Raw genomic sequence first — 24384 nt, 5'->3', positions numbered from 1 at the left:
GATGGCATTCGCGCTCGGTCCTCGTGCGGCGTCGGCGGGCTACAAGCTCGCAGCTTTCGAACGGACCGGCTCGACCAATACTGAGGCGATCGAGCACGCGAGGCGCGGCGAACGCGGCCCGATGTGGTTCGTGACGTCGGAGCAGACCGCCGGCCGTGGGCGCCGCCAGCGCGCCTGGATCGCACCGCGGGGTAACCTTGCCGCCAGCGTGCTCGAAGTCCTGGACGTCGCCCCTTCCGTCGCCGCGACGATCGGCTTTGCGGCCGGACTGGCCGAGGAGGCCGCGCTGGAGAAGGTCAGCCTGGAGGCGGCGCTGCGCCTCGGCGAGGGCCATCCCCGCTACGCCCTGAAATGGCCGAACGACGTCCTGGCCGGCGGCAAGAAGCTGGTCGGCATCGGCCTGGAGGCCGAAGCCATGGGCGATCGTCTTGCCATCGTTGTCGGCATCGGCACCAACGTCGTCGCCGCGCCCGAGGGCACGCCGACGCCGGCGGTGTCGCTGGCCGCGCTCGGCGTCCAGATCAGCGCGGAGGAGCTGTTCTCGGCGCTCTCGGACGCCTGGGTGGAGTTCCGCGGTATCTGGGACAATGGCCGCGGCTTTTCCGAAATTCGCAGATTGTGGCTGGAGCGCGCCGCCGGCCTCGGCGAGCGGGTCGCGATCCACACGGGAGTGATGACGCTGGAAGGCATTTTTGACACGATCGACGACACCGGCTGCCTGATCGTCCGCACCGCGGAGGGCCGGCGCGTGCCGGTCGCCGCGGGCGAGGTGTTCTTCGGCACGGCCGCCTCCGTGGGAGCTGCGTGATGGCGAAGCCTGAAGAACTGGTATTTGCACCCCTCGGCGGGGTCGGCGAAATCGGCATGAATTTGTCGATCTACGGCCTCGGCAACCGCCAGCAGCGCGCCTGGCTCGGGATCGATCTCGGCGTCTCCTTTGGCGATGAAGAGCATCTGCCGGGCATCGACCTGATCATGCCCGACATCAGCTTCCTGGAGAAGGAACGCAAGAACCTGATGGGGCTGGTGCTGACCCACGCCCATGAGGACCATTTCGGCGCCATCATCGACCTGTGGCCGAAGCTGAAATGTCCGATCTACGCGACCCAGTTCAGCGCCGCGCTGTTCGAGGCCAAATGCGCCGCCGAGCGCAATGCGCCCAAGATCCCGGTGACGGTGGTGCCGTCGGGCGGGCGCGTCGATATCGGCCCGTTCAACGTCGAGTTCATTCCGGTCGCGCATTCGATTCCGGAGTCGCACGCGCTGGCGATACACACCGAGATCGGCACGGTGCTGCACACCGGCGACTGGAAGATCGATCCGACCCCGATCATCGGCCGCCCGACCGACGAAAAGCGGCTGCGCGAGCTCGGCGATGCGGGCCTGCTCGCCCTGATCGGCGATTCCACCAACGCCGTGCGCGACGGCCGCTCACCCTCCGAAGCCGAGGTTGCCAAATCCATCACTGAACTCGTCAAGGCCGCCAAGGGCCGCGTCGCAGTCACGACCTTTGCCTCCAATGTCGCGCGCCTCAAGGCCGTCGCCATCGCCGCGAAGGCCGCCGACCGTGAGGTCGTCGTGGTCGGCCGCGCCATGGAGCGCGTGGTGCAGGTCGCGCGCGAGACGGGCTATCTCGACGGCGTGCAGAGTTTCCGCTCCGCCGAGGTCTACGGTCATCTGCCGCAGGACAAGGTGCTGGCGCTCTGTACCGGCAGCCAGGGCGAGCCGCGTGCCGCGCTGGCGCGCATCGCCAATGACGACCATCCCGAGATCACGCTCAACCGCGGCGACAGCGTGATCTTCTCCTCGCGCACCATTCCCGGCAACGAGAAGGCGGTCGGCGCCATCATCAACGGCCTGGTTCTGCAGGGCGTGGAGGTCATCACCGACCGCGACCAGCTGGTCCATGTCTCGGGCCATCCCCGGCGCGACGAATTGCGCGACATGATCGCCTGGACCAGGCCGCAGCTCCTGATCCCCGTCCATGGCGAGGCGTTGCACCTGAACGAGCACGCCAAGCTCGCGCGTGCCGCCGGCGTGCCGCGCGTGCTGGTCTGCCGCAACGGCGATCTCGTCAAGCTCGGTCCCGGCGATCCCGGCATCATTGGGCAAGTGCCTGCGGGCCGTCTCTACAAGGACGGCACGATTCTGGAGGACTCCAAGTCCCGCGCGGTGGTCGAGCGGCGCCGGATGGCCTTCTCCGGCTGCGCCTTTGTCGCCATCGCCATGACGGAGCAGGGCGAGCTTGCCGACGATCCCGCAGTCGAACTCGTCGGTATCCCCGAGAAGAACAAAGCGGGCGAGCCCTTCGACGACATCGTCTTCGACGCCGTGGTTTCCACCGTCGAAGGCCTGCCGAAGGCGCGCCGCCGCGACCCTGATGCGCTGGCTGAGTCGGTGCGACGCGCTGTCCGCTCCGTGATCAACGAACATTGGGGTAAAAAGCCCCCCTGTCTGGTACACGTCCTGACAGTGTAACGGGAGAAGAACGATGCTGGGCCGGCTCAACCATGTCGCGATCGCGACCAAGGACGCCGTCAAGGCCGCCAAAATCTATGGCGCCGCATTCGGAGCCCAGATCTCTGAGGCCGTCGCGCTGCCCGAGCATGGCGTCACCACCGTGTTCGCGACGCTGCCCAACACCAAGATCGAGTTCATCGAGCCGCTCGGCGAAGCCTCGCCGATCGCAAAGTTCCTCGATCGTAATGCCGATGGCGGCATCCACCACGTCTGCTACGAGGTGGTCGACATCATCGCCTCGCGCGACACGCTGGTGAAGGAGGGCGCACGAGTGCTCGGCGACGGCGTGCCGAAGATCGGCGCCCACGGCAAGCCGGTGCTGTTCCTGCACCCAAAGGACTTTTCCGGCGCGCTGGTCGAAATCGAGCAGGCATAGGCCGAAGCCATGGCCATCCAGATCTCAACCGCAATCGCGATCTACTTCGTCATCTGGTGGGTCGCGCTGTTCCTGACGCTGCCGTTCGGCGTGCGCAGCCAGCACGAGGACGGCGTCGGAGTGCCGGGCAGCGACCCCGGCGCGCCGATCCTGACGCGGATGAGGAGCAAGCTGATCTGGACCACGATCATCTCTGCGATCATCTACGCCATCGCCATGGTCGCCTATCGCGCCGGCTATTTGTCGATCGAGCGCCTGTCGAAATTGATGGGCATGCCGTTCTAGAATTCCTGGTTGGCTTTGTTGGGGGACCAATGACTTTTCAGAGGATCGTCGTCGCGCTTCTGGTGCTGATCGTCGCCGGCCTCGGTGCCATCGGCTATTTCGAGTGGAAGATGGCCGTGCAGGTGCGCACCCTGAAGGCGTTCGTCGAGGGCTACGTCTTCAACGAGGCCGTGATCGCCTGCGAGCAGGCCAAGAGCTCGACGCCGTTCAAGTGGAACGGGGGCAAGAGCACCGCGGTGATCGGCCTGAACTCGGTCAAAACAGACAAATACACCGTCAGCGCCAGCTACACGCTGGTGGCGGACAGCGTCTATTGTGATTACGATCCGATCAAAAGAAAGGCCGAGATCGGCTCGAGCTTCCTGGAGCGGGAGTAACGATCCGGCCCATACAGGAGCATGATCCGGAAAAGTGTGAAGCGGTTTTCCGACAAGATCATGCTCAAATAACAATGGGATCGGATCGTCATGGCGCAGGGGCAGGGGGACTACCGGATTCTGCATGAGGCGGCCTTGCGGGATTATCTCGCAGGCGTGGCGGACCTCGCAGCGACCCTTGGCGGCGAGCCGGCCTCCTGGTCGATCACGGAAGTCGGCGACGGCAATCTCAATCTCGTCTTCATCGTCAAGGGCGGCCGCGGCGGCGTCGCCGTGAAGCAGGCGCTGCCCTATGTCCGCCTCGTCGGCGAGAGCTGGCCGCTGCCGCTGTCCCGGGCTCATTACGAATATCTCGCTTTGTCGCGGCAGGCCGAGCTCGCGCCCGGCCTCGTGCCGGCGCTGCTGCATCACAACGAGGCCCTGGCGCTGACGGTGATGGAGCTGCTCGAGCCCCACATCATCATGCGCAAGGGAATGGTTGCGGGCTCGCAATATCCGCGCTTTGTCGATGACATCACCACCTTCATGGCGCGGACCTTGTTCTTCACCTCCGACCTCGCGTTGTCGGCGGCCGAGAAGAAGCAGGGCATCGCCGCCTTCGCCGGCAACCATGCGCTGTGCAAGATCACCGAGGATCTGATCTTCACCGATCCCTATCGCATCGCCGAGCAGAACCGCTGGACCGCGCCGTATCTCGATGCGCTCGCCGCAGGGCTGCGCGAGGATATGGACCTGCATGTCGCGATCTCCCGGCTGAAGCTGAAATTCATGGCGAGCCCCGAGGCGCTGCTCCACGGCGACCTGCACACCGGCTCGATCATGGTGACGGAGAGCCAGACGCGGGTGATCGACCCCGAATTCGCATTCTACGGCCCGATGGGTTTCGATGTCGGTGCCGTGCTGGCCAACCTCCTGATGGCCTATTTTGCCTCCGCCGGCCACGAGCGCTCGCCGGGGGAACGGCGTGCGTTCGAGCATTGGGTGCTGGAGACGGTCGAGCAGGTCTGGAACGCGTTCGCCCGCAAATTCCTCGACCTGTGGCGCGCCGGCGCCGCAGGCGATGCCTATCCCGCCTCGCTCTTCGCCGGCGAGACAGGCGCGGCGCGCCTGGAGGCCGAGCGGCAGGCCTACATGCAGCGGTTGTTCGCGGACACGGTCGGCTTCGCCGCGGCGAAAACCATCCGCCGCATCTTCGGCCTCGCCCACAATATCGATTTCGAGCTGATCGAGGATCCGCGCCGGCGCGCAATCAGCGAAGCACGCGCCGTCAGGCTGGCAAGGACGATGATGCTGGAGCCGGGCGCGTTTCCGACCATTGCGGATGTCACCGCTGCAGCGCGAAAATTGCGCGATTGGCAGCCGGAGTTCTAGCGGGCTTCCTCGCAAATCGGCGGGGCCCGCGCGCGACGCTCGCATACGTCAAACCCCTTCAAGGCGCTTGCGCTCGACCTGCCGTGGATGGTCAACTCTCGGACAGGAGCACGGCTTGCGTTGTCGGAGGGACACATGATCTTCAGGATAGTGGCGATCGTCGCGGGTCTGGGGCTGGCACTGGCCGCCACGGCGGAGGCCCAGACCCCGCGCAAGGGCGGAACCATCCGCATGACCGCGCCTTATGGGTCGAGCTTCACCAGCCTGGACATTCATACGACGCAGCGCGCCCAGGACGAGATCTACGCCAAGGCCCTGCACCGGTCGCTCTACATCTGGAATTCCAAGGAGGGCAAACCGGTTCTGGAGCTCGCCAAGGAGGACGTCGTCTCGGGCGGCGGTCTCGTTCACACCTTCAAGCTGCGCGACGACGCCTATTTCCACAACGGCCGCAAGATGACGGCCGACGACGTCATCTGGACCTACAACCGCATCATGGATGGCACCAAGGCCTATCCTGGCGCGCGCTATGTCCGCGTGATCGAGGGCGCGGCGGCGGTCGAGAAGGGCCAGGCCAAGGAGATCTCCGGCCTGAAGAAAATCGACGACTTTACCATCGAGATGAAGCTGACCGAGAAAGTCGATCCGGGTTTCTACTTCTGGAACGCGATCACGTCGATCTATCCCGCCGACGAAGCCGCCAAGGACAGCTTTCTCCAGAAGCCGATCGGTCTAGGACCCTTCAAATTCGTCGAGCACGTGCCGGGATCGCGCATCGTTCTGGAACGCTGGGACCGGTTCTACAAGCCGGGCAAGCCCTACGCCGACAAGATCATCGTGTCGGTCATGGGCGAGGCCGCGGCACGCGATGTCGCCTTCCGCAACAAGGAGATCGACACCTCGGTGCTGGGACCGGCGCAATATGTCGCCTATCAGAACGACGCCGACCTCAAGGGCACCGTCGTCGAAGTCGCCGAGGTCTTCACCCGCTACATGGGGATGAATCCCGCGTTCAAGCCGTTCGCCGACAAGCGGGTCCGGCAGGCGATCAACTACGCGATCGACACCGACCTGATCATCAACAAGCTGGTCAAGGGCAAGGCCTACCGCGCCACCAGCTGGCTGCCGCTGACCTCTCCCGCCTACGACAAGGCCATGAAGCCCTATGCCTTCGATCCCGCCAAGGCCAAGCAGCTGCTCGCCGAGGCCGGCTATCCCTCGGGCTTCGAATTCGAATGGACCACCAGCCAGAACGAGAGCTGGGGCCTGCCGATCGTCTCCGCCGTGATCCCGATGCTGGACCGGGTGGGCATCAAGGCGAAGGTCAAGCAGGTCGAGACCGCGGTGCTGGCGGAGGTGGTTCGCAGCGGCGACTACCAGGCCTTCATCTACTCGCAGGCGAGCGGCCCGGATCCGCAGGCCGCTCTCAAATGCTTCCACTCGGCGACGCCGCAACCCGCCTGCAACTACATGAACTTCAAGAACGCCGAGTTCGACAAGCTGGTCGACGAGGCCGGGCAGTCCGATGACGCTGCGAAGCGCATCCAGCTGCTGCAAAAGGCCAATGCGCTCCTTTACGAAGAGGCGCCGGTCTGGTTCTTCAACTACAACAAGGCGGTGATGGCGGTGCAGCCGTGGCTCAAGGGGGTTCAGCTGAACGCGACGGAACTCACCCATCAGAACGTTGAAGACCTCTGGGTCGACGAGACCTCGCCCGCGAAGTGACACGCGCTCTCGCGCTCCCTCCGTCGCCATGAACGACGGAGGGAGAGAGGAAAAGTGCCGATGCTCTCCTTCCTGTTCCGCCGCCTCCTGCAGACCATTCCGACCGTGCTCGCCGTGGTGGCTCTGGTGTTCGTGCTGTTCAGCGTCGTTCCCGGCAGCATCGTCTCGTCCATGAGCGACGATGCCGATCCGCAGGTCGAGCTGCGCATGAAGAAGCAGCTCGGCCTCGACGATCCCGTCTATGTCCGCTTCGGCGCCTACATCGCCAAGCTTGCGACCGGTGATTTCGGAACGTCGTTCCGGACCCGCGAGCCTGTGACGTTCATGATCGCCAAGCGGATATGGCCGACGCTCCAGCTCATCTTCGCGGCCATGGCGTTTTCTGTCGTGATCGGCGTTCCCCTGGGTTTCATCGCCGCGCTGAAGCCGGGGGGCATCGTCGACACGCTGGCCATGGTCGTGGCGGTGTCTGGACTTTCGATCGCCAAATTCTGGCTCGGACTGGTCCTGATGTACTTGTTTGCGTTGAAGCTCGGCTGGCTGCCGAGTTTCGGCTATGGCGATGGCGGACTGAAATATTTGATCCTGCCTGCCGTGACGCTTGGCGTCTCGCCGATGGCGTTGTTCGCCCGGACGACACGCGCCGCCGTGCTCGAGATCATGACCGCGGATTTCGTCCGCACCGCGCGCTCCAAGGGCATGAGCGAGACGCGGGTCGTGAAGTGGCATGTGATGCGCAACGCGCTCGTCATCATTCTCACCACCGTCGGCCTGCAGTTCGGCGCGCTGATGGGGCAGGCGGTCGTGGTTGAGAAACTGTACTCTTGGCCGGGCATCGGCTCGCTGCTGGTCGACAGTGTCCTGCAGCGCGACATTCCGGCCGTCCAGGGCTCCATTCTCGTCGTGGTGCTGTCCTTTCTCGCGATCAATCTGCTGATCGACGTGCTCTACGGCGTGATCGATCCCAGGATCAGATACGCATGAAGCTCCGCGCCAATCTCATCATCGGTGGCGCGCTGTTCGCGCTTGCGATCCTGGTCGGCCTGCTCGCGCCCTGGCTGGCGCATACTGATCCTGTCCTGGACGCCAATCTGCTCAACGCGGAAGAGCCGCCGAGCTGGACCTGGTGGTTCGGGACCGACGACCAGGGCCGCGACATCTATTCCCGCGTCGTCTATGGCGCGCGGGTTTCGCTGACGGTCGGCATCGTCTCGCAGCTCATCAACAGCGTCATCGGCGTGGCGCTGGGCCTGAGCGCCGGCTATTGGGGCGGCTGGTGGGACGATGTCGTCAACGGCCTGACCAATCTCATGCTCGCGATCCCATCGCTGATCTTCGCGCTGGCCATCATGGCGGTGCTCGGCCCCGGCCTGACCAGCCTGCTGATCGCACTCGGCTTGACCAACTGGTCCTTCACGTGCCGGATCGCCCGGGCCTCGGCGCTGTCGCTGAGGAGCCAGGGTTACGTGCAGGCCGCGACCGTGCTCGGCTACGGCGATCTGCGCATCATGATCACGCAGCTGCTGCCGAACATGCTGGGGCCGATCGTCGTCATCGGCACGCTCGGCATGGGCAGCGCGGTGCTGTCCGAAGCCGCCTTGTCGTTCCTCGGCCTCGGCGTCCGCCCGCCGTTTCCGAGCTGGGGCAGCATGCTGTCGGATGCCCGCGACCAGATCACGACGGCGCCGTGGCTCTCGGTCTTTCCCGGCCTCGCGATCTTTCTCACAGTGCTCGGCCTCAATCTGCTCGGCGACGGCCTGCGCGACATTCTCGATCCCCAATCGCGGAGCCGGCGGATATGACCGGCGCGCCGCTGATCGAGGTCGAGAATCTCAGCATCGATCTCGACGATGGATCGCGGCGCGTCGCGGCGGCCGAGGGCATTTCATTCCGCATCGATCGCGGCGAAACCTTCGGCCTCGTCGGTGAATCCGGCTGCGGCAAGAGCATCACGGCGCTCGCCTTGATCGGCCTGTTGCGGCAGCCATTGTCGATCGGCGGCGGCGCCATCCGGTTCGAGGGGCGGGAGATCCAGCACCTTTCAGCCGCCCGGCAACGCGATCTGCGCGGCAATCGCATCGCCATGATCTTCCAGGAGCCGATGACGGCGCTGAACCCGGTCTCGCCGGTGGGCCGGCAGATCGCCGAGATGTTCGTGCTACACAAGGGCAAGAGCTGGCGGGAGGCCGACAGACTGGCGGTCGAGGCGCTGGCGAGCGTCCGCGTTCCCGCGCCGGAGCGGCGCGTGAAGGACTACCCGCACCAGCTCTCAGGCGGCATGCGCCAGCGCGTGATGATCGCCATCGCGCTCGCCTGCGGTCCGGATCTCCTGATCGCCGACGAGCCGACAACGGCACTCGACGTGACTGTGCAAGCCGAAATCATCGAGCTGATGCGGAATTTATGCGCCGAGCGAGGAACCGCCATCCTGATGATCAGCCACGATCTCGGGCTGGTCGCCAATGTCTGTCGCCGCGTGGCCGTGATGTATGCCGGCCGCATCGTCGAGGAGCGAGGCTCGGCCGATATTTTCCGGGCACCCTCGCACCCCTATACGCGAGGCCTGGTCGCCTCGCTGCCGCGGCTCGGCAGTCGCGCCGCCCTTGGCCGCAGCCGGCTGACGGAGATCGCGGGTGTGGTCCCGGCCATCACGAATTTCCCCGACGGCTGCCGGTTCAATCCGCGTTGCGCGCAGGCGACCGAGATTTGCCGGACCACCGCGCCGGGAGCGGATTTGCTGGAGGCCGGCGGTCTGGTCAGGTGTCATCACCATGCATGAGCCGCAAGACAGGGTGGGTGAGACACGGCCGGACGACGATGTCATTCTCAGCGTGAGGGATCTCGCGGTCCATTTTCCGCTCGGAGGCGGTTTGCTCGGCCGCAACCGGCGGCTGCTCCGTGCCGTCGACGGGGTCGATCTCACCCTGAAGCGGGGCGAATGCCTCGGCCTCGTCGGCGAGTCCGGCTCCGGCAAGTCGACCGTCGCATTGTCGATCCTTGGCCTCTTGACGCCGACGCGCGGCCGCATCGTGCTGGACGGACAGGTCGTGACGAACCGGCCATCCGGCGATCGCAAGGCGCTGGCCCGTATCGTGCAGATCGTGTTTCAGGATCCCTACGCCTCGCTCAATCCACGCCAGACCGTCCGCCGCACGCTGGAAGATCCCCTGCGTGTGCATGGCGTCACGGCCAGGAGCGAGATCGAGGACCGCGTCGCGAAGATGCTGCGGCATGTGGGCCTGCGGCCGGAGCAGGCCGACCGTTACCCGCATGAATTCTCGGGCGGCCAGCGCCAGCGCATCGGCATTGCGCGTGCGCTGATCCTCAATCCCAGGATCGTCATCTGCGACGAACCGGTCTCGGCGCTCGATGTCTCGATCCGCGCCCAGATCATCAATCTGCTGCTGGAATTGAAGGAAACGCTCGGTCTCTCCTACATCATGATCAGCCACGATCTCGGCGTCGTCGAACACATGAGCGACAAGGTCGCCGTGATGTATCTCGGCCGCATCGTCGAGAACGGCCACTGGCGCGAGATCTTCGAGCGGCCCGCGCACCCCTACACGCAAGCCCTGATCGCCGCCATTCCCGATCCGCTGCGCCATGCACCGCTGGCAACGACAGGCGGCGACCTTCCCAATCCGCTCAATCCGCCGAACGGATGCGCCTTCAGCCCGCGGTGCCGGTACGCGGAAGACAGGTGCCGTAGCGAGCCGGGGCCGGTGCTGGAAACGCGAGCGGACGGACACGCGGTGAGGTGCTGGCGGAGTGAGGAGATTGGTGCAGCGAGCGTCGCTCTATCTCCGTCACCCTGAGGTGGCCGCTTCGAAGGCGCGTCGCCTCCCTTCAAGTGAACAAAGGTTGCACTAGCTGTTGCCCTGGCTAATCATCCCTCGCTATTGCTTGGGCCGAGGGGCGAGGATATGGAATTCCGACTTACTTATGAGGGGCCGCTTTTGTCGAACAGCGATCGCAGCGCGGCGGTGCGGCGAACGCGAGCTGACAACAAGCAGGAAATTCGGCGGGCGTTCCATCGACAGCTTAAACGACTTTGGCAGATCACCCCGATGCTGAAGCGTGCGGCTGAGAGGCCGCCAACCCCTCCACTGCGTCCGGGAGAGGTGCGGGGTGTCGCATGGGCTCAGTTACGTAATACCCTTGAGGAAACAGCTGAAAAGTACGCCATGTTTGGCTATAGGTTCGTTCCCTTGGCTACCAACGAGCTCGACATTTCATGCTCGGTAGACGTGCTGCTAATGAGGCCTGAGTCGTTGGGTGGGGTCATCCAAAAGAGTGGTGACATCGACAACGGGTTCAAGGTCATATTTGACGCCCTCAGCAAGCCGAGATCGGCGGCGCAGCTCGGACGGTATGTCACCCCCGCAGATGGAGAGGACCCCTTCCTTTGTCTGCTGGAGGACGACAAGCTGATCACTCAAGCTAGCGTACAAACCGACTTGATGCTTGAACCGCTAAAGGGAGCGGAGACGCTGTCGTCAACCGATGCGCGCGTGATCGTAAAGGTGAGACTCGCTCCATCGAACGTGAACGTCCAGAACGCAGGTTTCGCCTAGCTCGTGCCGTCCACTCCCTTCAGGGCTCAGACGCACACTGAACGGGCCTTCAACTGGTCGGGGACGGAGGCATCCGCCTAGCTAAGCGGTCTCGCGAACCGTGGCAGTGCTTGTATTGCCGCCCGCTCCCGCAAGGGCATTTCTTTTTGCCTCCCACCTTCGGTACAACCATCACTGGCGTGTTAGTAGGGTCTGCTGGTTCAACTCTAACGTTGGTCACAGCCGATGGCCCCTCCGGCCCAACCCAGACCATGTCGGGCATATAGACAGCGTTCCGGACCTCGGCGGAATTGTAATGGCCGATCGCGCCGCTGCCATCGTTGGGTACGATGACCGTGCTTATCTGCTTGCCAATCAGGTGTGCGCTTCGCGGGTCGCTGCCAATCTTCCGCATGACGTCGACAAGCTTGAGAGCGATGGCCTCAGGGGGGTCGGTCAGTGCAGCTTCCGCAACCAGGTCGAACGGCTCCTTCGTAATTGCAGCGACATTCCCAATGAACAAAATGCACCTTGTGCCGTCCTCTTCAATGGTGCCGTGCGAGAGCGAGAACTCGGTTGCCGCGGCCGTTAGTGGTGGCGTGCCCGCCGCCGGGTTCTCCCAGTTGGAAATGATGGCATAAAGCGGAACGGCCGACTTTGCTTTGAAGTAGCACATGCCCGCGATCATCACGCTGGTCCGACGCTGTTCGTCGGTTACCCCGCGCCGTAATGCTGAGTTTGTCTTGAACAGCTCTGTGAGGCGCGGCACCAAGCCGTTGATGATCCCAGCCAAACTATGAGTCGGAGGACCTAGCTCCTGAACGGTGTTGACTACCCATCGCTTAAGGTCAAAGCCGTTGGCTTGAGCGAGTCCGGAAAAGGTGAGGACTGCGCATTCGTGCGGCGTGTTGATGACGAGCATCTTGTCGTATTCGTCGTTGATCTTCGGGCCGCTTGTCCGCCGGTCTGAGCAGACCACACAAAATCGCTTTGATAGAAAGGCCACGCACAACGTCATGTTCGCAATCCTGACTGCGGCGCGATCGAAGTTGCGCCTGAACGCGAATATGTTGTCGCGACGGCCCTATGTCGAGTCTCGTCCACTCCCTCAGGGAGAGCTGCCACTGACAGCACAACCGCCAGGATGTGATCGTGCTCTTCCCGATCCATCAACCGCGGCTCCGGCAAGGCCATGGATTGCCGGTCAAGCCTGTCGTCTGACGCCGACCAGACGAGGGCGGCGATTTGCGGTCTCCGCCGCCAAGCCACGCAGCCAGTCGCGAAAACTGACGACCTCCGGACAATCCGCGGTGCCTTCAGGCGCAATCAGCCAATCGCCCAAACCCGATCCCGCATCGAGCCGGTCGCAGCGATAACCCGGATGGTGGCCAAGACTGCGGGCGATCAGCAGGTCGACCTTGCCCTCGACCAATTCGTGCAGGCCGGCCGGATGCAGCACCCGCAAACCGATCTCCGCATGCGCGCTGCGAAACACTGCCAGATCGAGGCGGCGGAGGTCGAAGCCGCCATGGACTCCCAATTGCAGCAGCACCGCGCCTGCTGGTCTCAATTGGGAGGTCGCCTCCGCGATGTGGCGAAAGCCTTCGGAGACCCCGGGCAGATAGGACTGACCGGCCGCGGTGAGAATGAGCTGCTTGTGCAGCCGTTCGAACAGCTGCACGCCGAGGCGCGCCTCCAGCGCCTTCACCTGCTGCCCCACGGCGGCGGGCGTCACGTGCAGCTCGTGTGCGGCCAGCTTGAAACTGAGATGCCGGGCGGCGGCCTCGAAGGCGCGGAGCGCGTTGAGTGGGGGAAGGGCGTAGGTCATCGGTCTCCATTTTGACACTGATGGGCTGTGGCCTTGCAATAGATTTTCTTGCGCTGAACCGCAGCAATGATGCTTTGCGAAGCGGTGATGGCGCCGGATACGGTCGACAAGCAATCCGGAGAAACCTCATGCCCCCAGCTCACCTCGTCAGCCACAATCCCGCAACGGTCCATCCTGCCGCCGGCGGCTATTGCATGGGACTTGAACTGACACAGCATCGACGACTGTTGTTCATCAGCGGCCAGGTGCCCGAGAGATCCGACGGCACCGTTCCTGACGGCTTTGAGGCGCAGTGCGAGCAGGCCTGGCGCAATTTGATGGAGGTGCTCGCCGCGGCCGGCCTTGGCGTCGCGCATCTGGTCAAGGTCAACACCTTCCTGACCGACCGCAATCAACTGGTGGCCAACCGCTCCATTCGTCGCGCGAAGCTGGGCGACCACCAGCCCGCGCTGACGGTCGTGATCGTCGAGACCGTCGACAGCAAATGGCTGCTGGAGATCGAGGCGATCGCCGCGGAGTGAAACCGGCCGACATTGCAACGAGCCAATCATATCAAATGTCCCATGGCTGAGATCATCCATCCGTTCTACGAAGCGCATCGCGGTGCAATGGAGGCCGCCATGCGCGAGCGGCTCGATCTGGCCGAACCGATGTTGCGCGAGCGCGCGCAGCTTTCCGAGGTCGACGGGATCAGGCGGAAGGTGATGGACGAATTCGAAATCGTGCTCACCCAGATGCCCTATGTCGGCGGCGCGGCGAGCCGCATGAGCGATTTCTTCATGCGCCTGATGGGCTTCATGGCCATCAGCCGGGTGCTGCGGCGCCACGGCGTGCCGGTGCCCGTGATCGGCGAGATCGAGCGGGACACCTACAAGGCGCAATTGCTCACCGTATCGGAAGCGGAACGTCTCGCCTCGGGGCGTCAGTTCATGTCGCCGGAGAACCAGGCCCTGCTGCGCGAGCAGGCGGCAAGAAGCGCGACCGAAAGCCATCAGACCGAGTTTCCGGAAGATTTCGTCTACGATTTCGTCGAGCCTGATAGGGGTGACAGTTTTGAATTCGGCATCAACTACAAGGCCTGCGGCTTCTGCAAGCTCGCGGCGCGTCACGGCGACAAGGACATTCTGCCGAACATCTGCGGGCTCGATTTCGTCGCCTACGCAGCGCGAGGCATCCGCCTGGAGAGGACACAGACGCTCGCGGGCGGTGCGAGCCATTGCAATTTCCGGTTTTCGCGGCTTGTGCCGGACTAGAACCGTCACCCTGAGGTGGCCGCTTCTTCAGCGGCCCTCGAAGGGCGACGGCCCGGCTGCATCTTGGCCGTTCATCCTTCGAGGCTCACCACGGGACGCGTTGCGTCCCATGGCTCGCACCTCAGGATGACGGAGCGTTGTTCGTCGCGAATGTCAGAGTTCTCTGGAATAGCAGCTACGGACGCGCACACCGCCATGATGACATCCTGCTCCTGTTTTGCCCGACGAGTCAAACGCCGCCACGGTCGCAGCTACACAATTTCTGGTTTTTGTAAGTCGTTGTATTCCCTCACGGTCTCTACTGTGCATGGGGTTGTTTTCGCGCTTTTGTTTTGAGGGGCGGCTATTCCACCGCCTTTTCCCTCAGCCGCTGCGCATAGACGTTGATCACCAGCGCTGCCAGCAGGATCAGGCCGCGGATCAGGATCTTCAGGAAGCTGTCGATGTTGACGTGGTCGAGGCCGTTATTGAGAACACCGAGAACGAAGAGCCCGACGATGGTGTTGCCGATGCCACCGCGGCCGCCGAACAGGCTGGTGCCGCCGACCACGACGGCGGCGATGGAGTCGAGCAGATAGGTATCGAACTCGTTCTGCTGCGCGCTGCCGAAATGAGCGACACCGAGCATGCCGCCGATACCGGAGCACACCGCCGAAATGACCATCACCGCGCCGAGGATGAGCTTGACGTTGAGGCCGGAATATTCGGCCGCCTCGCGGTTGCCGCCGACCATGTAGACGTAGCGGCCGAAGCGCGTGTAGGTCAGCACCAGATGTCCCAAGAGCAGCATGATCGCGGCGACGATGACGATCCATGGGATGCCGCCGATTGAGCCCGAGCCCAGCGTGGTGATCACGCCGGGCACCTTGTAGGCGATCTGGCCGCGCACCAGCAGCGCCGAGATGCCGGCCGCGATCTGCATCATCGCCAGGGTCATGATGAAGGAGGGGATGCCGATCATTGTCAGCCCCAGCGCATTGACGAGGCCGAGAGCTGCGCAGAGCAAAATGGCCAGCAGGATCGCCGCGGCGCCGGGCAGGGGAATGTTGGGGATGTTGACGTAGGATTCCTGGAGCGTGAAGTAGGCGACCGCGATGCCCGTGACGTTGGCGATGCTGGCGATCGAGAGGTCGATCTCCGCGCAGAGGATCACGAAGGTAAGGCCGACGGCGATGATGCCTGTGACCGACACCTGCGTCAGGATGTTGCCGAGATTGTCCAGCGTCGCGAAGGAGGGACTGGCCAGCGCAAAGAAGCCGGAGAGGAAGATCAGCGTCAGGAACGGGGCGATGTTGCGCATCTGCGAGCGCAGGAACGGCGCAAGCCCTCGCGCCCGCTGCCCCGCCGCCAAAGCCGTGTCACTGCTCGCCATGTGCTTCTCCGTCACGCCGCTTCCAGCAGGCGGTCCTTGCTGACAGGCTCGTTCGTGAATTCGCGCACCAACGCGCCGCGCTTGAGCACGAGGATGCGGTCGGCCAGCGACAGCACCGTTTCCGGCTCGGTCGACAGCACGATGATCGCGAGCCCCATGGCGCGGAGATCGCGGACGATGTTGATGACGTCGTTCTTGGCACCGACATCCATGCCGCGGGTGGGCTCGCACAGCACCAGGAGTTTTGGCGGATAGGTCAGCCATTTCGCCAGAGCAACTTTTTGCTGATTGCCGCCGGAGAGCATGCCGAGATCGAGCCCGACCACCGGCGGTCTGATCTGGAGCTGCTCGACCTGGCGCTTTGCGATGTCGCGCTCCTGCGCCGGCTTGAGCAGCAGCGCCGAGATGCGATCGAGAATGCTGATCGAGATGTTCTTGTAGACCGGCTCCTGGTGAAACAGCATCGCGCGCCGGCTCTCGGGCACCAGCGCCACGCCGGCGCGCCGCGCCGCAGCTGTGCTCGCGAAGGTTTTTGGCTTGCCCTCGACCGCGAGCGTGCCGCCGTCCGGCTTCAGCTTGCCGAACAGGATGCGTGACAATTCCTGCTGGCCGCAGCCCATGAAACCGTAGATGCCGAGCACTTCGCCGGCGCGCGCCTCGAAGGAAATGTCCTTCAGGCTGCGGGCCAGGGACAGCTGGTCGACCTTCAGGACCACCGAGCTGTCGCTCGGCCGCGGCAGCATCAGATCGTCACTGTAGCTGTGCTCGAGCGCTTCGCCGCCGCGGCCGATCATGGCCTCGATCAGCGCGCCCTTGCTGGTCGAGGCACTTGCGGTCTCCGCGACCTTCCGCCCGTTGCGGAACACGGTCACCGTGTCGGACACGCGCAAGATGTCCTCGATGAAATGCGAGATGAAGACGATCGCCGTGCCTTCCTCTCGCAGGCGCCGCAGCGTCGCAAACAGTCGCTCGACCTCGGGCGGGGAGAGGGCGGAGGTCGGCTCGTCCAGGATGACGATGCGCGCGCCGGAGAACAGCACGCGCGCGATCTCGATGAGTTGCTGGAGCCCGATGGGTAAGTCACCCAGCCGCGACATCGGATCGACGTCGATGCCGAAGCGGGCGAGCTGCTCGCCGGCCTCGCGCGCCATCCGCCGCCATTGCACCAGGCCAAGCCGGTTGGTCGGCTGGTTGCCCAGAAACACGTTCTCCGCGACCGTGAGGTCGGGCGCGACGGAGAGCTCCTGGTGCACCATGGCGATGCCGGCGCTGTGCGCGTCGCGGGCCGAGCGGAAATGCGTCTCCTGTCCGTCGATCAGGAAGCGGCCCGAGAATTCGGTGTGCACGCCGGCGATGATCTTCATCAGCGTGCTTTTTCCCGCGCCGTTCTCGCCGACGAGACCGTGGATCTCGCCGGGTGAGAGCGCGAAGTCGACACCACGAAGCGCCTCGACGCCGCCGAAGCTCTTCGTGATGCCCTGCAGTTCCAGGATGGGCGAACGATCCTCTCGCATGGAGGCTCAGATCAGGAAGTGATCCTGCATCCACTGCATCCCGGCGGCGTTGGCCTTGGTCACGACCGGACCGTCGGTGACGACGTTCTTCGGAATGCCCTGTCCGCTCTTTTCGCCCCCGACCACGGCGGAAACGCCCGCGATGATCGCGCCGCCATGAATCCGGCAGGAAGGATTGCGGACGGTCGCGAACATGCGGCCTTCGCTGACGGCCTGGATCGCCGGCGGCATCGCGTCCACGCCGCCGATCAGGATGTTGGTGCGGCCCCGCGCCTTCATGATGTTGGCGGCAGCGAGCGCCATGTCGTCATTGTGGAAGAACGCCGCGTCGATCTGCGGATACTTGGTCAGGTAGGTTTCCCAGAGACGCGCAGTCTTCGACACGTCCCAGTCGGCCGGCTGGGTGTCGAGCACCTCGATCCCGGGGAATTGCTTGACGACATTGTTGAAGCCCTTGGCGCGGCCCTGCGCGCCGGTGTGGCCGAGGGCTCCTTGCGTCATGATGATCTTGCCCTTGCCGCCCATCGCGTTGCACAGCGCCTGCGTCACCGAGGCGCCCATGAACTCGTTGTCGGGGGCGAGGAAGGAGTGGACGTTGATCTGGTCGAGCGGCGCGATCAGCGTGTCCATGTCGATCACGGGCGTGCCGGCGTCGATCATCTTCTGCACCGGCTGGGTGAGGGTGCCGATGCCAAAAGCCTGGATCGCGACGAAGTCCCACTTCTGCGAAGCCATGTTGTCGATCGCCGCGCGCTGCTTCACGGCATCGAGCTGACCGTCGAACCAGGTGACCTCCACATTGAACAGCTTGCCCCAGAATTCCGCGGCCTGCTTGCCCTGCGCGCACCAGGTGGCCTGGAGGCCTGCGTTGGAGAACGCCGCCTTCAGCGGCTTCTCGCTGCGTCCGACTTCGGCTGCAAGGGCGGGGTTTATGCCCATGCTGCCGAGGATGGCAGTCGCGGCGCCGGCGGTTGCTGCCGCCTGAAGAAGATCGCGCCTCGTCGTCGAGAAATCTTTCGTCCCGGACATCGCTCGCTCCCATACAATTTTGCTTCGGCGCGTCATTGATTGCGCGACCGATGTCCGAAAGTGTCTCACAAGAGTTGGTGCCACTCAATCCGCAATCAACGGTCGCCGCGAGACGCGTTGGTGCAGCGCAAAGCGTCAGGCCTGAACGGAGGCGAACGCGTCGATCTCGATGAGCAGTCGGTCCCAGGCCTGTGCGATGTCCGACGACCATTCATCGCGGAGGAGATCGCGCAGTGTATCCCTGATGACGGCGAAGAAGGCGGTGAACAACTCGCGCGGCGTGCCGTAGCCATCGTGCGATACGACCTCGCACGCGATCAACCGGAATTGCCCACGGCGATCACCGGCGAAGTCGAGAATCGCCTCGATGGTGAGTGCGAGCATCGATCCCATCACGAGCTCGCTGCCTTGCGTGCGGAACATCGCCCGCGTTTCGGGATGCTGTTCGAAAAGGCGCTGATAGACGTGTGGCGTGAGATCGGTGCAGCGCGAGGCTGCAAGTTCAAGGCTCTGTTCGATCGGATTGGGAGAAGGATTCATCGGCGCATCAGCCCCGCAGACAAAAAAAGAGCGGGGCCCTAGCCCCGCTCGAAAATTGTGTCGACCCTATTATCCCCGATTCTAAGATTTGATCTTGATTGGCGGGGCGACGCTGCATTTTGCGCGTCAGGGGCTCCTCCCGAGACTTGGACCACCAGACTTCGACCTCGCGGCCAGCCTGAGCAAGGGGATGCTAGATCAACTTTTCTCACTTGTCATCATTTTCGGCAACGAATGTTCAAAATTCGAGCATTTGACGAAATGATCTGGTGGCCCGCCGTGTAAGCATATGACGAATATAAGAAATCTGTGGATGGGGCAGGGGCTCGACTGCCTCAAATGCCGGAGGTTCCCTGCTGGTGGCGGCCGGACCACAGTTTTCCGGGGAATTTGCGCTGCATTAAGAAGGCGGCGGAACCGGGCTCGACTCGGCCATAGCGCGGTGTTTAGTTAGTAGACGAACGAATGGTTCGGCGGATGCGCGCACGGCTGCAAAAATTCCTACCCCTGGTCCTGCTCGCCTTGGTGATGCAGGTGCTGGCGCCGATTGCCGCCTGTTTGGCGGCTGGCCAAGCTGTGGCCGATCCGCTTTCTGCCGCCGTCATCTGCCACAGCGCGAGCGAGCAGGGCGGCCTGAACGACCGGAATGATGCACCGATCGCGCATGGTGGCGCCTGCGCCCTCTGTTGCTTGGCGCAATTGGGCGCGTCGCTCGATTCGCCGCCGCACGCCGCGCTTTCCGTTCCCTTCCGCCACGCCGAGCGCGTGGTATGGCACGCCGTGGAGGCATCCGCCGGCGCGACCCATAAAGGCACAAACGCCCAGGCGCGCGCACCGCCTCAATTTTCCTGACGACTCTCGTGATCGCCGCGGTCCGTCGCAGGCGATTGATGCTGTCGAATGGCCGGAGAGAAAGCCCGGCGTCAGGAATGCCCCATGTTATGTTGTCATGCCCGCCGTGGCGCGAGCGTCGTTGCCATTCAGGCCGCGCTGCTTGCCTCGTCGAGCGGAGCCTTTGCCCAAAGCGGCAATACCGAGCTTCCCGCGGTGACTGTCGTGGCCCCGCAGGCTGCCCGTCCCAAACCAATAAGCCGACCGTCGAAACCGCGCTCTGCATCGGCAGGCCGTGCGGCAAGGCCCGTGACGCCAAGCGCAAGCGTCAGCGTATCCACCCAAAACAGGGCCGTGACGGACAGCGCTGCCCGCGATGGCGTCAATCAGGCGCCGGCCGGTCAGACCGCGACGACCATCGATCGGAGCGAGTTCGACAACCGCCCGTCGTTTTCGGTCAGCGACATCCTGCGGGATAGTCCGGGCATCTCGATCAAGCAGGGGAACGGCCCCCGCGATTTCGGCATCTCGATCCGTGGATCCAACGCCCGGAATAGCTTTGGCATCCGCAATCTCGTGATCTTCGACGACGGTTTTCCGGTGACGCAGCCGGATGGCCTGTCGCGCAGCGACCTGATCGATCCCCATGCCTATGGCGCGATCGACGTGGTCCGCGGTCCCTCGTCGGCGCTTTATGGAAACTACGCGACCGGCGGCGCGCTCAATTTCCGAACCCGGCCCGGTGGCACGATCGACGGCGTCGAGTATGGCGTCGACGGCGGCAGCTACGGCTATCTCAACAACTACCTGGCGGCCGGAAAGAAGTTCGGTAATTTCGAGGGATCGCTATTCGCAAGCGATACGCGGGGCGACGGCTACATCGGCAATAGCTGGTTCAATACGCAGACCGTCAACTTCCTCGGTACGCTCAAGGCGACGCCGGACGACCGCTTTACGGTCAAGATCATCAATAATGACCTGAGCGCGCGGTTGCCGATCCGGCAGTCGCTGAACCAATTCTACACCAATCCCTACCAGCAGGGGTGTACGAGCGGTACGGCGGCGGCCGCCGGATGTCCCACCGTGTCTCTCTTCAAGAACGGCTTCAACGGCGGCAAGGACAACGAGACAGCGAAGCAAGCCGGTCTCGGGCGAAACGATCGACGAACCATTGTCGGAGCACGATGGGACCACGACTTCGACAATACGACCACGTGGCGAAACCAGTTCGTTTTCGACGACAGGAACATCAGCCAGCCGACCGGCGCGACCAGCGCCATCGGCGATTTCCCCTCCTACAACTACATGAGCGATATTACGAAGCGTGGCGAAATCTTCGGCATGGAGTCCACCACATTAATCGGCGCCTGGTACAATACACTCGTGGCGTCGAGCGATACGCGTAACGTCATGCCGGGCGGCAACGCCACGTTGGGGCTGCTGCAGGCCAACACCTTCAGCGATACATCCAACTATGGAATACGGGCGAGGGAGGAACTGAAGCTCACTCCTGATTTGACGGCGATAGCCGGAATTGGTTGGGAAACTACAATTCTGAGAGGCGTCAATACCCTCTATAAATACGACACCTTCAATGTTCCGGTAGCGACGATACCGGTGCCCACCACCGCCGATCGCAAGATCGAAAACACGGCTCCTGAGTTGGCGCTGCTCTACAGGCTCAATCCAGAATGGCAATTTCGCGGACGAGTAGCGACCGGATACGGGACGCCGCAGGTCTCGAATCTGTTCGTTCTTCCGAGCGGTGATTTCGGCAACAACACGCAGCTCCAGACGCAAACCAATGTCGGCTACGATCTGGGCTTCGACTGGACGCCGAGCAGTGCGGTCAAACTGAGCGCGACGGCCTTTTACGAGTTTTTTCGAAATGAATTGGTGAGTCAGGCCGTCAGTAACCCGAGCGCGAGCAACGCGACTTACATGTTCAACGCACCGCGATCCGAGCATCGGGGCATCGAACTTGCTGCCGATTGGAAGTTCCATCCGGGCTGGCGGTTCATGGCGGCGTATACCTATCTCGACGAGGTCTACACCGAGTATGTGGAGAACATCACCAATGTCGCGGTGTTCAGCTTCAACCGGGCAGGCAACAAGATCCCCGGAATCTCGCCGAACGAGCTGACGGCCAGGATCGGCTACGACGAATTCGCGGGGTCGCTGACGGGGCTCGGAGGTTTTGTCGAAGTCCAGTGGAAGGAATCCTTCTACATGGACAATGCAAATCTGCTGAAAGCGCCGGGCTATGAGCTGATCAACGTGAACGTCCACTACAAGACGGACCTGGTGTCAGACACCTTCAGATCCCTCAACCTGTTTCTCGAAGTCAGGAACGTATTTGATCGCACTTATGTTGCGTCGGCAAACAACATCACCAATGCGGTGACCACAGCCGGCCTTCCAAATCTTGCCAGCGTGCTCGCGAACACGACGGGATCGATTTACGCGGGCTCGCCGCGCACGTTCGTTGCGGGTATGAAGGTGGCGTTCAAATGATACGGGCTCTCAAAGGGAGTGCGGCTGTGATCCGAAGTGGCTTGTTGGCGATACTCGCTCTCGCCTTCTTGCAAGACGCGGCACTTGGACAGATGCACGCGCAGCATGCGTCGGAGGCCGCTTGTGACGAGCCGACGCTGCGTTGCGCGACCAAGACGACGCCTGCATTCGGTCCGGATGGAACGCTGTGGCTCGCCTGGATGGCGGGCGGGCAGGTTTCAGTTGCGAGTTCGCAGGATGCAGGGCGGAGTTTTTCGCCTCCCACCCAAGTCACGACAAAGCGGCTCAACCTTGATTGGGGGCCGGATGCCCGGCCGAAGATCGTGGTCGATCGAAATGGGGGCATCGCGCTGGCGTTCTCGATCTTCAGGGATGAAGCTTTCAACGGCCAGGTGCTCTACACCCGCTCGTCCGACGGCGGAAAGCACTTTGCGGAGCTGAAGCCCATCACCGCAAACAACGAGAGCCAGCGTTTTGAGGCGCTCGCGCTCGATCAGGATGGAACGGTGTTTGCGGCCTGGCTCGATAAGCGCAATCGTGTTCCTGCAAAGGAGGCGGGGCGAAAATACGAGGGGGCAGGGTTGTTCTTTGCTTCGTCGCGCGATGGGGGCACCACTTTCGGGGATGCTGGTCTCGCGCGTGACAACACCTGCGAATGTTGCCGATTGGGGCTGACATTCGCAACGGCGGGCCGGCCGGCCGTGATCTTCAGAAACATCTTCGAGGGCGGCGTGCGCGATCACGCAGTCATGACCTTTGCCGACATCTCGACACCCGGCGAGATCCATCGCGTCAGCAACGACGACTGGCAGATCAACGCCTGCCCGCATCATGGGCCGAGCCTCACGGTTGCGCCGAACGGGACCTATCACGTTGCCTGGTACACGAACGGAAAGGTGCGGAAAGGACTGTTCCACGCCCACTCGCGCGACGAAGGCCGCACCTTTTCCACGCCGATGGCGCTGGGGCAGCCGGGCCGCAACCCGACGCGCCCGTTCTTGCTCGCAGGCCCGGCGGGAACCCTGATGGTCTGGAAAGAGTTCGATGGTGAGAAGACCTCGGTCCAGATGACGATCTCCCGCGACGATGGCGAGACGTGGTCGCTGCCGAAGACGATATCGAGCACGACCGATACATCCGATCATCCCTTGCTCGTTTCCAATGGCCGACAGACCTACCTGTCATGGATGACGAAGGCGGACGGCTATCGTTTCACGGCAATCGAGGACCAACCATGAAACGTCGGTTTGTGGGCCTTCTGGGCCTCGGTATCTTAATCGCATCAGCGTCAGCGCTAGGAGCGGCGCCAGCCCTTAAGCCCTTCGAGCGCGGCACGTGGCAAAGCGTGCTGAGCGGGCATGCGGGTCGCCCGACGCTCGTGCATTTTTGGGGCGTAACCTGCGGGCCCTGCAAGATCGAGCTGCCGCTGCTCGGGCAATTTGCGAAGAATCATCCCGGGATCGACGTCGTCACGATCAGCGCGGATCTCGTGCCGAACCTGCCGGCGGCGACGCAATCGATGCTCGATAAAGCGGGGCTGTCGACGACCGAAAACTTCATCTTCAACGACGGTTTTGTCGAGCGTTTGAGGTTCGAGATCGACCCCGGCTGGCAGGGCGACATTCCCCGGACAATGCTCATATCGCGCGATGGAGTCATCACGACGATTGAAGGCTCGGCCGAGATAGCCGACTTCGAAAAATGGTCTGCGCAACAACTCACCAAACACTGAAAGTCAATCTGCAAACGGGAAGACCGATATGAAGACGATGTTGAAAGATGTGCTGATCGCAGCGTTCGCTCTCGCGCTCTGCACGGCACCAGCGGCGGCCGACGACGTCAAGGCGGGCGATCTCGTCATCTCGCAGGCGTGGAGCCGGGCGACACCGGGCGGAGCCAAGGTCGCCGGCGGCTATCTCACCATCGAGAACAAGGGCACAGTGGCCGACAAGCTGGTCAGCGTTTCCGCCGATATCGCGGGGAAGGCCGAGGTTCACGAGATGGCGATGGAGAACGGCGTGATGAAGATGCGCCTGCTCGATAAGGGCCTCGTGATCGATCCCGGCAAGACGGTGAAGTTCGCCCCCGGCAGCTACCACCTGATGCTCCAGGAGCTGAAGGGCCCCTTCAAGCAGGGCGACAAGGTGCCGGTGACGCTTCAGTTCGAGAAGGCCGGTAAGGTCGCCGTCACCCTCGACGTCCAGGGCGTCGGCGCGCAGGCGCCCGGCGAGGGCGGGCACATGATGAAGAAAATGCCGGATCATCCGGGAATGAAGATGTGATGAAACAGATCAAG

At 63.2% G+C, this 24384-nt stretch carries 25 protein-coding genes; 19 read left to right on the top strand and 6 right to left on the bottom strand.

The genetic code is table 11. The features are described 5' to 3' along the window. Nucleotide 1: 1 nt before the first annotated feature. The 12 genes from AC0L2F_RS07035 to AC0L2F_RS06980 all read left to right on the top strand — a co-directional run bounded on the left by AC0L2F_RS07035 (nt 2) and on the right by AC0L2F_RS06980 (nt 11228). A complete protein-coding gene (locus tag AC0L2F_RS07035) occupies nt 2-808 on the top strand; it encodes a biotin--[acetyl-CoA-carboxylase] ligase (RefSeq protein ID WP_473247938.1) in 807 nt (268 codons plus the stop codon). Next, entirely contained in the window at nt 808-2478 is a 1671-nt protein-coding gene (locus AC0L2F_RS07030; protein WP_473247937.1) for a ribonuclease J, read from the top strand. Before AC0L2F_RS07035 ends, AC0L2F_RS07030 begins: the two co-directional genes overlap by 1 nt. A gap of 13 nt (nt 2479-2491) precedes the next feature. Then, nucleotides 2492-2896: a methylmalonyl-CoA epimerase gene (mce, locus tag AC0L2F_RS07025; RefSeq protein ID WP_007603572.1), complete on the top strand. Its 405-nt coding sequence runs from the start codon at nt 2492-2494 to the stop codon at nt 2894-2896. A gap of 9 nt (nt 2897-2905) precedes the next feature. Further along, entirely contained in the window at nt 2906-3181 is a 276-nt protein-coding gene (locus tag AC0L2F_RS07020; protein ID WP_007610964.1) for a DUF1467 family protein, read from the top strand. A gap of 29 nt (nt 3182-3210) precedes the next feature. Then, nucleotides 3211-3558: a hypothetical protein gene (locus AC0L2F_RS07015; protein ID WP_007603574.1), complete on the top strand. Its 348-nt coding sequence runs from the start codon at nt 3211-3213 to the stop codon at nt 3556-3558. Nucleotides 3559-3648: 90 nt separating this feature from the next. Continuing rightward, nucleotides 3649-4929: an S-methyl-5-thioribose kinase gene (gene mtnK / locus AC0L2F_RS07010; RefSeq protein ID WP_473247936.1), complete on the top strand. Its 1281-nt coding sequence runs from the start codon at nt 3649-3651 to the stop codon at nt 4927-4929. Between the two features lie 135 nt (nt 4930-5064). Beyond that, nucleotides 5065-6654 carry an ABC transporter substrate-binding protein gene (locus AC0L2F_RS07005; protein WP_473247935.1) on the top strand — a complete coding sequence of 530 codons (1590 nt, stop codon included), beginning with the start codon at nt 5065-5067 and terminating at the stop codon, nt 6652-6654. 60 nt (nt 6655-6714) lie between these two features. Then, entirely contained in the window at nt 6715-7638 is a 924-nt protein-coding gene (locus AC0L2F_RS07000) for an ABC transporter permease (RefSeq protein ID WP_473248063.1), read from the top strand. After that, entirely contained in the window at nt 7635-8456 is an 822-nt protein-coding gene (locus AC0L2F_RS06995) for an ABC transporter permease (RefSeq protein ID WP_473247934.1), read from the top strand. Before AC0L2F_RS07000 ends, AC0L2F_RS06995 begins: the two co-directional genes overlap by 4 nt. Beyond that, the gene (locus AC0L2F_RS06990; RefSeq protein WP_473247933.1) at nt 8453-9433 is read left to right on the top strand and encodes an ABC transporter ATP-binding protein; all 981 of its coding nucleotides are present in this window, start codon (nt 8453-8455) and stop codon (nt 9431-9433) included. The genes AC0L2F_RS06995 and AC0L2F_RS06990 overlap by 4 nt, the downstream gene beginning before the upstream one ends. Then, the gene (locus tag AC0L2F_RS06985; protein WP_473247932.1) at nt 9426-10469 is read left to right on the top strand and encodes an ABC transporter ATP-binding protein; all 1044 of its coding nucleotides are present in this window, start codon (nt 9426-9428) and stop codon (nt 10467-10469) included. Before AC0L2F_RS06990 ends, AC0L2F_RS06985 begins: the two co-directional genes overlap by 8 nt. A 108-nt stretch (nt 10470-10577) precedes the next feature. Next, complete coding sequence (locus AC0L2F_RS06980; protein WP_473247931.1) at nt 10578-11228, top strand: hypothetical protein; 651 nt, start codon at nt 10578-10580, stop codon at nt 11226-11228. A 49-nt stretch (nt 11229-11277) separates the two neighbouring features. On the opposite strand, the gene AC0L2F_RS06975 is transcribed toward AC0L2F_RS06980, so the two are convergent. Together AC0L2F_RS06975 and AC0L2F_RS06970 are read right to left on the bottom strand one after the other, a co-directional pair. Next, entirely contained in the window at nt 11278-12225 is a 948-nt protein-coding gene (locus AC0L2F_RS06975; protein WP_473247930.1) for an SEC-C metal-binding domain-containing protein, read from the bottom strand. Nucleotides 12226-12411: 186 nt separating this feature from the next. After that, a complete protein-coding gene (locus tag AC0L2F_RS06970; protein WP_473247929.1) occupies nt 12412-13035 on the bottom strand; it encodes a LysR family transcriptional regulator in 624 nt (207 codons plus the stop codon). 128 nt (nt 13036-13163) lie between these two features. On the opposite strand from AC0L2F_RS06970, the gene AC0L2F_RS06965 reads away from it, so the two are divergent. Together AC0L2F_RS06965 and AC0L2F_RS06960 are read left to right on the top strand one after the other, a co-directional pair. Continuing rightward, nucleotides 13164-13556 (top strand): RidA family protein, encoded by a 393-nt coding sequence (locus tag AC0L2F_RS06965; protein ID WP_473247928.1) that lies wholly within the window; start codon nt 13164-13166, stop codon nt 13554-13556. Nucleotides 13557-13598: 42 nt separating this feature from the next. After that, nucleotides 13599-14288 carry an L-2-amino-thiazoline-4-carboxylic acid hydrolase gene (locus AC0L2F_RS06960; protein WP_473247927.1) on the top strand — a complete coding sequence of 230 codons (690 nt, stop codon included), beginning with the start codon at nt 13599-13601 and terminating at the stop codon, nt 14286-14288. A 343-nt stretch (nt 14289-14631) separates the two neighbouring features. Here AC0L2F_RS06960 and AC0L2F_RS06955 read toward each other — a convergent pair whose 3' ends face one another. The 4 genes from AC0L2F_RS06955 to AC0L2F_RS06940 form a co-directional block, all read right to left on the bottom strand. Then, entirely contained in the window at nt 14632-15660 is a 1029-nt protein-coding gene (locus tag AC0L2F_RS06955) for an ABC transporter permease (RefSeq protein WP_473247926.1), read from the bottom strand. 11 nt (nt 15661-15671) lie between these two features. Next, the gene (locus AC0L2F_RS06950; RefSeq protein WP_473247925.1) at nt 15672-17174 is read right to left on the bottom strand and encodes a sugar ABC transporter ATP-binding protein; all 1503 of its coding nucleotides are present in this window, start codon (nt 17172-17174) and stop codon (nt 15672-15674) included. A gap of 6 nt (nt 17175-17180) precedes the next feature. Then, a complete protein-coding gene (locus AC0L2F_RS06945; RefSeq protein ID WP_007610940.1) occupies nt 17181-18203 on the bottom strand; it encodes a sugar ABC transporter substrate-binding protein in 1023 nt (340 codons plus the stop codon). 135 nt (nt 18204-18338) lie between these two features. Beyond that, nucleotides 18339-18743 (bottom strand): globin, encoded by a 405-nt coding sequence (locus tag AC0L2F_RS06940; protein ID WP_007610937.1) that lies wholly within the window; start codon nt 18741-18743, stop codon nt 18339-18341. Between the two features lie 477 nt (nt 18744-19220). Between AC0L2F_RS06940 and AC0L2F_RS06935 the strand changes: the two genes are divergently transcribed. The 5 genes from AC0L2F_RS06935 to AC0L2F_RS06915 all read left to right on the top strand — a co-directional run bounded on the left by AC0L2F_RS06935 (nt 19221) and on the right by AC0L2F_RS06915 (nt 24370). Continuing rightward, the gene (locus AC0L2F_RS06935; protein ID WP_231170948.1) at nt 19221-19595 is read left to right on the top strand and encodes a DUF2946 family protein; all 375 of its coding nucleotides are present in this window, start codon (nt 19221-19223) and stop codon (nt 19593-19595) included. 84 nt (nt 19596-19679) lie between these two features. Next, nucleotides 19680-22088 (top strand): TonB-dependent receptor family protein, encoded by a 2409-nt coding sequence (locus AC0L2F_RS06930; protein WP_473248062.1) that lies wholly within the window; start codon nt 19680-19682, stop codon nt 22086-22088. Nucleotides 22089-22114: 26 nt separating this feature from the next. Next, nucleotides 22115-23326, top strand: coding sequence for a sialidase family protein (locus tag AC0L2F_RS06925; RefSeq protein ID WP_007610928.1), 1212 nt, complete (start codon nt 22115-22117; stop codon nt 23324-23326). Next, nucleotides 23323-23820 carry a TlpA disulfide reductase family protein gene (locus AC0L2F_RS06920; protein WP_007610927.1) on the top strand — a complete coding sequence of 166 codons (498 nt, stop codon included), beginning with the start codon at nt 23323-23325 and terminating at the stop codon, nt 23818-23820. Before AC0L2F_RS06925 ends, AC0L2F_RS06920 begins: the two co-directional genes overlap by 4 nt. 28 nt (nt 23821-23848) lie before the next feature. Then, the gene (locus AC0L2F_RS06915) at nt 23849-24370 is read left to right on the top strand and encodes a copper chaperone PCu(A)C (protein ID WP_007610926.1); all 522 of its coding nucleotides are present in this window, start codon (nt 23849-23851) and stop codon (nt 24368-24370) included. Nucleotides 24371-24384: the final 14 nt, after the last annotated feature.

This window comes from Bradyrhizobium sp. Ken64, from assembly GCF_055807555.1.
The sequence above is the reverse complement of the archived record's forward strand: the minus strand, read 5'-3'. Positions and strand labels throughout refer to the sequence as shown.

Bases quoted from the DNA above. Each gene is read 5' to 3' on its own strand.
- AC0L2F_RS07030 (WP_473247937.1), top strand. From the start codon at position 808: ATGGCGAAGCCTGAAGAACTGGTATTTGCACCCCTCGGCGGGGTCGGC.
- AC0L2F_RS06930 (WP_473248062.1), top strand. From the start codon at position 19,680: ATGTTATGTTGTCATGCCCGCCGTGGCGCGAGCGTCGTTGCCATTCAG.
- AC0L2F_RS07005 (WP_473247935.1), top strand. From the start codon at position 5,065: ATGATCTTCAGGATAGTGGCGATCGTCGCGGGTCTGGGGCTGGCACTG.
- AC0L2F_RS06920 (WP_007610927.1), top strand. From the start codon at position 23,323: ATGAAACGTCGGTTTGTGGGCCTTCTGGGCCTCGGTATCTTAATCGCA.
- AC0L2F_RS06965 (WP_473247928.1), top strand. From the start codon at position 13,164: ATGCCCCCAGCTCACCTCGTCAGCCACAATCCCGCAACGGTCCATCCT.
- AC0L2F_RS06980 (WP_473247931.1), top strand. From the start codon at position 10,578: ATGGAATTCCGACTTACTTATGAGGGGCCGCTTTTGTCGAACAGCGAT.
- AC0L2F_RS07015 (WP_007603574.1), top strand. From the start codon at position 3,211: ATGACTTTTCAGAGGATCGTCGTCGCGCTTCTGGTGCTGATCGTCGCC.
- AC0L2F_RS06970 (WP_473247929.1), bottom strand. From the start codon at position 13,035: ATGACCTACGCCCTTCCCCCACTCAACGCGCTCCGCGCCTTCGAGGCC.
- AC0L2F_RS06915 (WP_007610926.1), top strand. From the start codon at position 23,849: ATGAAGACGATGTTGAAAGATGTGCTGATCGCAGCGTTCGCTCTCGCG.
- AC0L2F_RS06950 (WP_473247925.1), bottom strand. From the start codon at position 17,174: ATGCGAGAGGATCGTTCGCCCATCCTGGAACTGCAGGGCATCACGAAG.
- AC0L2F_RS06955 (WP_473247926.1), bottom strand. From the start codon at position 15,660: ATGGCGAGCAGTGACACGGCTTTGGCGGCGGGGCAGCGGGCGCGAGGG.
- AC0L2F_RS07020 (WP_007610964.1), top strand. From the start codon at position 2,906: ATGGCCATCCAGATCTCAACCGCAATCGCGATCTACTTCGTCATCTGG.
- AC0L2F_RS06940 (WP_007610937.1), bottom strand. From the start codon at position 18,743: ATGAATCCTTCTCCCAATCCGATCGAACAGAGCCTTGAACTTGCAGCC.
- AC0L2F_RS06960 (WP_473247927.1), top strand. From the start codon at position 13,599: ATGGCTGAGATCATCCATCCGTTCTACGAAGCGCATCGCGGTGCAATG.
- AC0L2F_RS06985 (WP_473247932.1), top strand. From the start codon at position 9,426: ATGCATGAGCCGCAAGACAGGGTGGGTGAGACACGGCCGGACGACGAT.
- AC0L2F_RS06990 (WP_473247933.1), top strand. From the start codon at position 8,453: ATGACCGGCGCGCCGCTGATCGAGGTCGAGAATCTCAGCATCGATCTC.
- AC0L2F_RS06995 (WP_473247934.1), top strand. From the start codon at position 7,635: ATGAAGCTCCGCGCCAATCTCATCATCGGTGGCGCGCTGTTCGCGCTT.
- AC0L2F_RS07000 (WP_473248063.1), top strand. From the start codon at position 6,715: ATGCTCTCCTTCCTGTTCCGCCGCCTCCTGCAGACCATTCCGACCGTG.
- AC0L2F_RS06935 (WP_231170948.1), top strand. From the start codon at position 19,221: ATGCGCGCACGGCTGCAAAAATTCCTACCCCTGGTCCTGCTCGCCTTG.
- AC0L2F_RS07035 (WP_473247938.1), top strand. From the start codon at position 2: ATGGCATTCGCGCTCGGTCCTCGTGCGGCGTCGGCGGGCTACAAGCTC.
- AC0L2F_RS06945 (WP_007610940.1), bottom strand. From the start codon at position 18,203: ATGTCCGGGACGAAAGATTTCTCGACGACGAGGCGCGATCTTCTTCAG.
- AC0L2F_RS06975 (WP_473247930.1), bottom strand. From the start codon at position 12,225: ATGACGTTGTGCGTGGCCTTTCTATCAAAGCGATTTTGTGTGGTCTGC.
- mce (WP_007603572.1), top strand. From the start codon at position 2,492: ATGCTGGGCCGGCTCAACCATGTCGCGATCGCGACCAAGGACGCCGTC.
- mtnK (WP_473247936.1), top strand. From the start codon at position 3,649: ATGGCGCAGGGGCAGGGGGACTACCGGATTCTGCATGAGGCGGCCTTG.